The sequence below is a fragment of the Escherichia sp. HH41S genome, assembly GCF_009820115.1.
Taxonomy (GTDB): domain Bacteria; phylum Pseudomonadota; class Gammaproteobacteria; order Enterobacterales; family Enterobacteriaceae; genus Escherichia; species Escherichia coli_F.
On the sequence record NZ_VNXE01000119.1, the window covers coordinates 106,831 to 116,605 of the forward strand.

Consider the following 9,775-nt stretch of genomic DNA (forward strand, 5'->3'; position numbering starts at 1 on the left):
CCGTTATCAGTAGCAGAGACAAAAACGTTAAGGAGTTCCCTGTGAGTCGAGCATTGTTCGCCCTAGCATTGGCATTTCCATTCATTGCACTGGCTAACCCGCATTATCGTCCGGACGTGGAGGTAAACGTACCGCCTGAAGTATTCAGTTCAGGCGGGCAGTCAGCGCAGCCCTGTAATCAGTGCTGCGTCTATCAGGATCAAAACTATTCTGAAGGGGCGGTAATTAAAGCCGAAGGAATACTGCTGCAATGCCAGCGGGATGACAAAACTCTTAGCACTAATCCGCTGGTCTGGCGGCGCGTAAAGCCATAAACGCCTTTAATAGTGGAATGTCAGCAGGGGCCAGCGGATATTGCAGAGCCTCTTCAGGTGAGCACCAGACCAGCGCCTGATGTTCATGTGCCTGTAACGTCCCGTGGAAGTGGGGTACGTGCCAGGCATGAAGATGGATAATCCGCCCCGACACTTCTCGCTGATGGCTGGCAACATACTCACCCACAGTTGCTTCGATGCCCAATTCTTCGCGTAACTCACGCACCAGCGCCTGCCGCTGGCTTTCATCCGGCTCGACTTTACCACCGGCAAACTCCCATAATCCCGCCTGATCGCTATGGGCGGGGCGTTGAGCGAGTAAAATTTTGCCATCACGTTCGATGATGGCGGCAACAACTTCAATCATATTCATAAATTACACACGGGCAGATAAGCGAAAAATGCCATAATATCCGCACTGTTGCTCAATCAGAAAGGCTTTATATTTAAGGAGTGCCTGTGTTAGACCGCCATCTTCATCCCCGAATTAAACCTTTGTTGCATCAGTGTGTGAAGGTGCTGGATAAACCCGGCATTACGCCAGATGGTTTAACATTAGTGGGATTTGCCATCGGCGTGCTGGCACTGCCGTTTCTGGCGCTGGGCTGGTATCTGGCGGCGCTAATCGTCATTTTGTTGAACAGGCTGCTTGATGGTCTGGACGGCGCGTTGGCGCGGCGAAGAGGACTTACCGACGCGGGTGGCTTTCTCGATATTTCTCTCGATTTTCTTTTTTACGCACTGGTGCCTTTTGGGTTTATCCTCGCCGCACCGGAGCAAAACGCGCTGGCGGGCGGCTGGCTGCTGTTTGCGTTTATTGGCACGGGAAGCAGTTTTCTCGCTTTTGCTGCGCTGGCGGCGAAACATCAGATTGATAATCCCGGTTATGCGCATAAATCGTTTTATTATCTGGGCGGGTTAACCGAAGGCAGCGAGACGATTTTGCTGTTTGTTCTGAGTTGCCTCTTGCCAGCTTATTTTCCGTGGTTTGCGTGGGTATTTGGTGCGTTGTGCTGGATGACGACCTTTACGCGGGTGTGGAGTGGGTATCTGACGCTGAAGTCGCTCCAGCGCCAGTAATTGCAATGTTATTTGCTGCTGTCCGGGCCGCGCTCACCGGTTGCTACGGGATTTTTCGGATCGCTGCTCCATTCGTACCAGCCGCCGTCGTAAACGGAGACGTTATTCCAGCCCATTGCTCGTGCGTACATAAAGGTTTCGGACGCGCGCCAGCCGGTGCCGCAGTAGAATGAAACTTGCTGATCTGGTTTGATATTCCATGCTTTCCACATAGCGGCAATATCATCGGCGCTACGCATGGTGCCATCCGGGTTATGGAAATCCTCCATATGCGTCGAGTCGCTACCAGCGTGTCCCCAACGGGCTCCGGCTATTTCACCTTTTGGCTTAATATAGCTGTAACCACTGGTCGTACCGATAAATTCTGGCCACGAACGAATGCTCACCAGCGATGCATCCTGGCGATGCAGCAGCCCACGGGCCTGTTCCATATCAAGCATCAACTGCGGTTGCGCCGGGATCTTCACGCCGAAATCCGGTTCAGCTTTCACTTTCGGTGGTGTTCCGCGCTCAACAGGCAGTCCCGCGTCGGACCAGGTTTGCCAGCCGCCGTCCAGCAGGCGCACATCTTTCACCCCTGCATAGAGCATAATCTGTGCTACACGCGCTGCTGCGTATACATCGCGACCATATAGAATCACCGTGGTGTCATGACGAATGCCATGCTTTGCCAGCATCGCTTTCAGTTGCTCATCAGAGACTTTATTCCATAGCGGTTCGCTTTCCACTTCGTTGGTGTCAATGTAATCCGCGCCAGGAATATGGCTGATAAGATAAAGTTTCGGTGCGCCCCAGGCTGCTTCAATGACTTTCCAGTCACCGGCAGGTTTCGCTGTAACGTCTTTTCCTTGTTGCAGGTCATGCAGCCATTGCGGATAAACCAGCTGCTCAAAGTGCGGCAGTTTTTGCAGACGGGAAGGTTCGCTTAGCGCGTCACTCAAAATGGAGATATGCGTAAAACCTGCTTTTTGCAGTCGCGTTTTGACGGCGTCGACATCTTTGTCATTACCGTACAGCGCCACCGGAGCGTCGGTTTTCAGGTTATGTTGCTTGATCCACGCGTTGAGCTGTTCGGTGCTCATTTTGTCGAGCCAGCTAGCAGAGAGGTTTAAGGCGGCAGGTTCATGACCAGAAGGGCCATTTAAGGTTTGTGGCCAGCCGTTATAAAACGCGCTGGGGCGAGTATCTATCGCTTTGCCATTTTGTTGTTGAAGCTGGTCAAGTGTAAGAGGCTTCGCCAGTTCAGCGGCCCACGAAGAAGCGCAAGCCAGCCCTAAAGCCATTGCCAGCGCGGTCATTTGAGAAACACGTTTCATCGAAAATCCCGACATTGTAGTTTTGAGTGCGCCATTCTGAACTGACACATTGGGAAAAACTTTGCGTTATCGCAGTTTGTTGTAATTTTCTGACCACTGCGCCATATCCAGAACAGAACTATCAGCAGGAACATCCTGGAGATCGTGCGTTACCTGAACGACGGGGATCGCCAGTTCGCGAACTTCGCTGAACACCCACTGGCGAAAATTATCGCGCAGAGCCACATCAAGACGGCTGAACGGCTCATCCAGGAGTAACGCTTTTGGCTGGGCGAGAAGGGCGCGTAGCAGAGCAACGCGCGCTCGCTGACCACCAGACAAAGTGGCAGGATCCTGATGGAAAGCTCCGTCAAGGCCTGAACGCTCAAGTGCATCATTCACGGCATTACGTCGGGCATTCCCCTTAAGTGTCTCCGGTAGCGCCAGCAGTAAATTTTGCCCGACGCTGAACTGGTCAAATAACAGTGCATCCTGGAAAAGAATGCCAATCTGACGCTGTGCGGTGGGTAGCATGTCAATCCGTTGCTCATTGAGCCATAGCTCACCTGCACAAGAAAACTGTCCGGCCAGCGCACCAATCATCCATGAAAACAGTGTAGATTTTCCACAGCCAGACGGCCCCATTAACGTGACAATGTCACCTTTATCCACCGTAAAGTTAACGTTTGTCAGCAAGCGGCTTTCTGGTAAACGTAGCGAAACATTTTTCACGCAGAGCATTAGCGGAGTCCTTGTCTGACATAACCTACCCATTTTGCGACTAACGCGGTCAGGGCAAAAATAATAAGCGGTAATAGCAGTTGCCAAAGGGCCTGGGCAGCGAGAATACCGTTACTGCCGCCGCTACTTAACGCCACCGCTTCGGTAGTGAGTGTCGGAAAACGCCCCGCGCCCAGCCACAGCGTCGGCATATACTGCGCAATACTGACTGAAAATCCCACCGCGAAGGTAATCAGCGCAGGGCGCAACATGAGTGGGCATTTCACGTAAAAGAAGATTTTGGCCCGCGACCAGCCCAGTGTTTGCGCAATCAAAATTAACCGTGAATCAATGCGCTGCCAGGCGGGTTGCAGGATAAACAGCATCCACGGCATTACCCACAGCAGATGCCCCCAGACCACCGCTGTCCAGCTCCCATCTATGTTCAGCCATAGCGCCAGCATGTACTGGCCCGCCACCAGCGGCAGAGCGGGTAACAATATGGGCAACCATAGCCAGAATTGCCTCCGTAGTGATCCCCATTCCAGCCAGGCCAGTAACAGGATTAAAGCGAGAAACGTCGCGGTAAGTCCCATCGTCAGGCTGTTGATGAGCGCTTCACTATTGATCGTCGACTGATCCGCGAGGATCGCCAGCAGAGCCACACAGAGCACACCGGTTAAGGGTAAAAAAATCGCCAGTGTATTACCGGGTAATAAAGGAGTGGCGTGCTTACGAACGCCATCTTCCTGGGGGATCGTGCGTCGCCAGGCGCGCCATAACAGATAACCAAGCAAAACGTAGGCGGCGAGTAACAGCATCAGCAGCAGACTGGCAAGCGCGCCTTTTGTCTGTTGGTCAATGCCACCCTGGGTTAGCCACTGCCAGCTAATTACCGCCAGCGTCGGTGGATTACCCGGCCCGAGAATAATTGCCACATCCACGACCGACAACGACCATGCCACAATAGCCAGCATCGCCATTGCCAGTGCAGGCGCGACGGAGGGCAACAACAACCAGTTCAGACATTGCCAGCGGCTGTAGCCCAGCGAATCCAGTACAATAACCTGCTGCAACAGCCGTTTCTCGCTCAATACTGCCGCTAAGATCCACAGCAGAAATGCGCTTTCTTTCACCGCCAGGGTAAGGCCCAGCCCAATACCCAATTTATCCATCGGCGGAGTGAGAAAAGGAAAAACCTGATAAACCAGGCCACCTTCAGCAAACAGCAACAGGGCGCTGGTGGCAAAAGCCACATGGGGAATGGCGAGCAGCCACGGCAGACGGGCGCACATACGCTGCCATTTCGGCCCAGGCCACAGCGCCATAACTACCAGCAGGGCAATCGTCAATGCGCCGAGCGCCGCGATGGTTGTTGACACCAGCGTCGCCAGTAATGCCTGCGGTAGCTGCGGATCGGCAAATAACGCCTGCCAGTGTGCCAACGACAAAGCAGGCGATATCAGCGTGAACGCCGCCGGGATCAGCGGTGCATAAATCACCGCCACCATCGCCCACAGCAACAAGATTAATGCGTACCGTAACGGTGTAGCCATTCTTGTTCCAGCGCATTTACCCAACCTGCGTGCGGTTCAGCCAGTACCGGCGGCAGATCCTGCGGCATTCTTGATTGCAATATTTCGCGCTGCCCGTCAGGCAGTTTTTGTGGATCGAGAACCGATGGATCGCCCCAGACAGCAGGGTCTGCTTTACGTAGCTGTGCATCAGGTGAGAGCAGGAAATTGGCAACCACCTTCGCCGCAGCACTGGCATTCGCGTTGGCAGGAACGGTGACGAAATGCACGTTGCCAATCATCCCCTCGCGAAAGCCAAAACTGTAACTGCTTGCCGGCAAATCGCCACTGGCGATTTTTTGCTGGGCATGTGCAGGATTAAAGGTCAGCGACAGGCGCAATGTGCCAGTTTTCAGCAGAGCATCCATCCGCGCGGGCGAAGGTGGGAAATCCTTTCCTTCGCGCCATAGATACGGATGCAGCGCATCAAGATATTGCCACAAGGGCGCAGTGATACGGGCGAAAGTCGCATCGTTCGGCGCTTCTTTTAATGCTGCGGGATCTGGCGTCAGCATAATCAGTAACTGTTCAAGAAATGCGGTGCCAGTAAAGTCTGGCGGGCGCGGATAGGTAACCGTGCCAGGATTGGCTTTAGCGAATTCCAGTAAGGCTTGCGGTGTTTGTGGTGGCAGTGGCGTAACATCGCGGCGGGCGATAAACGTCAGTTGTGCGCCGCCCCACGGCGATTCTGCGCCTTCGACAGGTACAGAAAAATCTTCCCGTACCGGCAGTTGTGTATCGACATAACGCCAGTTTGGCAGAGTCTCAGCCCAGCCGGTTTGCAGTAAATTGGCCTCTTTTAAGGTGCGGAAGTTTTCGCCGTTCACCCAGAGCAGATCCACCGAACCGCCTGTCTCGCGCCCGGCTGCGGCTTCGGTCTGAATGCGCTTCACCGCGTCTGCGGCATCCGCCAGGCGGACAATCTTCAGGTTTATATCATAATGGGTTTTCATCTCGCCGCTAACCCAGTCGAGATAGCGGTTAATTGCGGTATCGCCGCCCCAGGCGTTAAACCAGACGGTTTGCCCTTTGGCCTCATTTTTAACTTCCTGCCAGTCACTGGCATGTGTTGCCAGAGAAAACAGCGATAACAATCCCAGCAACCACCCACAATGGCGCATCATCTCTCCTTAAGAACGTTTTTCAGGAATACGGCACAGCCCCTGAGCGGGAATGTCCATGGCAGAATTAAAACGGGCTGACAGATTTTGCAGGCCGATCAATGCCGTCAGTTCGGTGAGCGCCTGGGCGTCAAAATGCGTAGCCAGTCGGGTACGCAGGGCTGCATCGACTGTTGGCGGCGTTACGCTTGCGGCTTCGGCGTACTCCAGCGCCAGCCGTTCTTCATCGCTAAAGAGCGGGCTTTGCCGCCAGTCAGCCACTGCCAGCAGTTTATCGGTGCTGCCAGTGCGCTCGGCGACTTTCATACTGGTGATATCCACGCAAAACTCACACAGGCACATTTGCGCAATGCGCGCGCTGACAAGCGATCGCACTACCGGATCGAGCGGTGAGCGTTTACGCTCCAGCCAACCGACAAACATCGACACCAGATAAAAGATAAACGGGATCCGTCCCCACCAGCGAATTGGACTTAGCACCTCGCCGTAATGGCGACGATGCAGCCACGCCTGCGGACGTAAACTTAAAGGAATTTTGCTAAGCGGTGGTAAACCCATCAGGCATTCCTCTTCTGGCGTTCAAGCCATATTTTTTTCGCCATAAAAATCACCACGGTCAGGGCAAACAGAATAAACAGTCCGGTGACAAACCAGAAGGTACCGCCCGTTAACATACTGCCCGCCCAGGAATAAACAATAGTCGCCGGTAACTGACCAAGCCCGGTGGCGATAAAAAACGAGCGAAAACGTATTGACGTCAAACCGGCAGCATAGCTGATTGGATCGAAAGGGACAAAAGGCAATAACCGGCATACCAGGATAGTGTGTTTGCCGTAGCGAGTGAAAAAGCCGTCCATACTGTCAAGCACGGTTTTACCGGTTAATTTTTCCACCACTTCGCGGCCCATCACTCTGGCAATAAAAAAGCATAGCGCCGCGCCCGCCATAGAACTGGTCCACGACAGCAAGCCACCCCAGAACGCACCGAACAGCGAGGCATTGGCAAAGGTGATCAAAAATGCAGGCAGCGGTGCAGCAATGGCCTGTAAAATCATCAACATGAACGAGACAACTGCTGCCAGTGCGCCGTAAGACTGAATAAAGCGTTCTATACCCTGTTGGTCCACGGCGGCAAACGCCGCAACGCTGCGATTGATAAACTGATGGACGCCGGGAAGCAGTGCCCATGCCAGCAGCATAGCGAACAACAGGATGATGAGGGTTATACGGTAGTACCAGATTTTACGCGATTGCATCTTCATCATCCTTTATCGTGGCTTTATTCGGTGATTTTAAAGGTAACCGTAGCCAGCGTGTTATCTGCCGGGAGAACCGAGGCATTGCCTTTGAATTGCACTTCACCACGTTTTTCCACCGCACCATAAGTGTATGTTGCATTGCTGACGATGCCGACCGGGCAGCTATCCAGACATACCAGGCAGCCCGTTTTCTTCTCTTCTGCGGCGGCTAAATTACCGCCAAAGCGCATGTCCAGTTTTTTACCGTTATTGTCGACAATCACCTCATCGAATGAATACGCTTTTGCTGCCCCTTGCCAGTTGACCGAAATATCCAGTTTGCTGCCCGCTACATGAGTCGTTTCTTTATTCTCCATGGTCATGTTTTCGCCCGGGATACCACCGGCTTGTTTCAGTGCTTCATAAAATGCTTTCGGGGTCGCATAACCCATAAACAGCGATTTATGTCCGTTGGAGCCATCTTTAAACACTATGCCGTGTCGAGTGTCGTCTGTCAGGAAACGGCCATTAATTTGTACCAGCATGGTGACCGTATGGTTATTGGCATCGACACGCAGCGGTTGGCTGTTCGAAAGTCCGTCGTATTCCACTTTTGCAGCCGCATTCTCTTTTTGATCGCAGCCGCTAAGCCCGGCAACAGCCAGTAAGCAGAGTGCAGCCAGTCCTTTTTTCCATGACGCTGAATAATGTTGCAACATCGTTCTATCCTTCATTTTTTGGGTGAGTAAGTGGGCTGCGGCGCGAAGCAGACAGATCCACGTGTTTGTGTCGGGCGTAGAGTTTGGCAAGCTGGACGAGAATAAACAGTGCCAGGCCCGCCAGACAGAGTTGTAAAATAAAGCGCAGCGTAATGCCTTCACTGGCGAGATCGCTGGCCATCACGGTATAAATAACGATACCGGGCAGGGTAGTGAGTGCCGAAATAAAGGTATAAGGCCAGAAGGCGATAGTGGTTAATCCGTAGGCGTAATTTTGAATATTGTAAGGAAACAGCGGGATTAAGCGGGTAAGAATTAAAAAATCGATACCGTTATGTGCAATGCCTTTTTCAATGGCCTGGAAGGTATGGCTGTGACCAACGTATTTCAGCAATAAATCGCGCCCCAAAAAGCGTGCCAACAGGAATGAACTCGAGGAGGCCAGCGTGGCGGCAATTAATGAGAGTAGTGTCCCTAAGATCGGGCCAAAAACTATGCCTCCAGCGATCACCAGTATGCTTCCTGGTAACAGAAAGAGGGTGGCAATGATGAATAACACAATATAAAGGCAATAACCGAACAATCCGCTCTGGCGAATGAGTGTCTGTAAGTGGGGTAAATCGGTGAGCAGATCGAATAAACCGCAAGCGTGGATAGCGTAAATGACCAGCGCAAAAATAAAACAGGCAAAAAGAAATTTACGCTCAGCGTTCATTGTGGAGTTTCCTATATCAAACTTGATAATAGAGAAGTGGTCAGACAACTAAAAACGCAGTGACGGTATAACAAAGGACGGCAGGCAACAAATCATTACTGACAGTTTGTTGATTTTTCTCAAGGTTAATTCTCCTGACTCCGTTTGAGTCAGGAGAGCAGCTAAATTAGCGGCGGAAGGTCGCCCAGACGGGGGCGTGATCGGACGGTTTTTCCATGCTGCGAATTTCATAGTCGATGCCGGTTTCTACGCAACATTCTGCCAGCGGTTGGCTGGCGAGAAGCAGGTCGATGCGCAGACCACGGTTATCGTCAAAACCTTTTGAGCGGTAATCAAACCATGAGAAACGATCTGCCGTTTGCGGATTCGCATGGCGGAAGGTATCGACCAACCCCCAGCTCATCAGTCTCTCCATCCATTCGCGTTCCTCCGGAAGGAAAGAACATTTTCCGGTACGCAGCCAGCGCTTACGGTTCTCTTCGCCAATGCCAATATCCAGGTCGGTAGGACTGATATTCATATCGCCCATAATCAGCACCGGATTTTCACGCTTGAGTTCGGTTTCCAAATAATTTTGCAGATTCTGATAAAACTGCGCCTTCGCCGGGAATTTTATCGGATGGTCGCGGCTTTCACCCTGCGGGAAGTAACCGTTGATCACGGTGACATTGCCCAGCGGCGAGGGGATTTCCGCCATAATAATTCGCCGCTGTGCCTCTTCGCCGTCGTCAGGGAAGCCGCGACGCACGGCAATCGGCGTCTCTTTGGTCAGCAGCGCCACGCCATAATGGCCTTTCTGCCCGTGATAAAACACGTTGTAGCCGAGCTTCGCCACCTCTTCGAGCGGAAACATATCGTCATGAACTTTTGTCTCCTGCAGGCCAATCACATCCGGTTGGTGCTTTTCGACGATGGCTTCAAGCTGGTGAGGTCTGGCGCGCAGGCCGTTGATATTAAAAGAGACAAATTTCATAGTCGCTGCCATTAATTCAGATAAAG

At 52.5% G+C, this 9,775-nt stretch carries 12 protein-coding genes; 2 read left to right on the top strand and 10 right to left on the bottom strand.

Going from position 1 to position 9,775, the window contains the following annotated elements:
* Window positions 1-41 precede the first annotated feature (41 nt).
* The gene (locus tag FQZ95_RS22480) at window positions 42-314 is read left to right on the top strand and encodes a DUF1496 domain-containing protein (RefSeq protein ID WP_160530695.1); all 273 of its coding nucleotides are present in this window, start codon (window positions 42-44) and stop codon (window positions 312-314) included.
* On the opposite strand, the gene nudG is transcribed toward FQZ95_RS22480, so the two are convergent.
* Complete coding sequence (gene nudG, locus FQZ95_RS22485) at window positions 280-687, bottom strand: CTP pyrophosphohydrolase (protein WP_105271085.1); 408 nt, start codon at window positions 685-687, stop codon at window positions 280-282. The two genes, FQZ95_RS22480 and nudG, sit on opposite strands and share 35 nt — an antisense overlap.
* A gap of 86 nt (window positions 688-773) precedes the next feature.
* Here nudG and FQZ95_RS22490 point away from each other — a divergent pair, with 86 nt between their 5' ends.
* The gene (locus FQZ95_RS22490; RefSeq protein WP_001353164.1) at window positions 774-1,394 is read left to right on the top strand and encodes a CDP-alcohol phosphatidyltransferase family protein; all 621 of its coding nucleotides are present in this window, start codon (window positions 774-776) and stop codon (window positions 1,392-1,394) included.
* 8 nt (window positions 1,395-1,402) lie between these two features.
* Here FQZ95_RS22490 and ynjE read toward each other — a convergent pair whose 3' ends face one another.
* From ynjE to xthA, 9 genes are all read right to left on the bottom strand, one after another.
* Complete coding sequence (gene ynjE, locus FQZ95_RS22495) at window positions 1,403-2,710, bottom strand: thiosulfate sulfurtransferase YnjE (RefSeq protein WP_001354713.1); 1,308 nt, start codon at window positions 2,708-2,710, stop codon at window positions 1,403-1,405.
* 66 nt (window positions 2,711-2,776) lie between these two features.
* The gene (locus FQZ95_RS22500; protein ID WP_032184378.1) at window positions 2,777-3,430 is read right to left on the bottom strand and encodes an ATP-binding cassette domain-containing protein; all 654 of its coding nucleotides are present in this window, start codon (window positions 3,428-3,430) and stop codon (window positions 2,777-2,779) included.
* Window positions 3,430-4,965: an ABC transporter permease subunit gene (locus tag FQZ95_RS22505; protein ID WP_160530697.1), complete on the bottom strand. Its 1,536-nt coding sequence runs from the start codon at window positions 4,963-4,965 to the stop codon at window positions 3,430-3,432. The genes FQZ95_RS22500 and FQZ95_RS22505 overlap by 1 nt, the downstream gene beginning before the upstream one ends.
* Window positions 4,938-6,104 carry an ABC transporter substrate-binding protein gene (locus tag FQZ95_RS22510; protein ID WP_105287929.1) on the bottom strand — a complete coding sequence of 389 codons (1,167 nt, stop codon included), beginning with the start codon at window positions 6,102-6,104 and terminating at the stop codon, window positions 4,938-4,940. Before FQZ95_RS22510 ends, FQZ95_RS22505 begins: the two co-directional genes overlap by 28 nt.
* 9 nt (window positions 6,105-6,113) lie before the next feature.
* Window positions 6,114-6,662, bottom strand: a complete 549-nt coding sequence (locus FQZ95_RS22515; RefSeq protein ID WP_000524104.1) for a carboxymuconolactone decarboxylase family protein — start codon at window positions 6,660-6,662, stop codon at window positions 6,114-6,116.
* Window positions 6,662-7,369 carry a TVP38/TMEM64 family protein gene (locus FQZ95_RS22520; protein WP_000977148.1) on the bottom strand — a complete coding sequence of 236 codons (708 nt, stop codon included), beginning with the start codon at window positions 7,367-7,369 and terminating at the stop codon, window positions 6,662-6,664. Before FQZ95_RS22520 ends, FQZ95_RS22515 begins: the two co-directional genes overlap by 1 nt.
* A 14-nt stretch (window positions 7,370-7,383) precedes the next feature.
* Entirely contained in the window at window positions 7,384-8,061 is a 678-nt protein-coding gene (gene ydjY / locus FQZ95_RS22525) for a lipoprotein YdjY (protein WP_160530700.1), read from the bottom strand.
* Window positions 8,062-8,065: 4 nt separating this feature from the next.
* Window positions 8,066-8,776: a TVP38/TMEM64 family protein gene (locus tag FQZ95_RS22530; protein ID WP_001353166.1), complete on the bottom strand. Its 711-nt coding sequence runs from the start codon at window positions 8,774-8,776 to the stop codon at window positions 8,066-8,068.
* A 166-nt stretch (window positions 8,777-8,942) separates the two neighbouring features.
* Entirely contained in the window at window positions 8,943-9,749 is an 807-nt protein-coding gene (gene xthA, locus FQZ95_RS22535; protein ID WP_032184371.1) for an exodeoxyribonuclease III, read from the bottom strand.
* Window positions 9,750-9,775 lie beyond the last annotated feature (26 nt).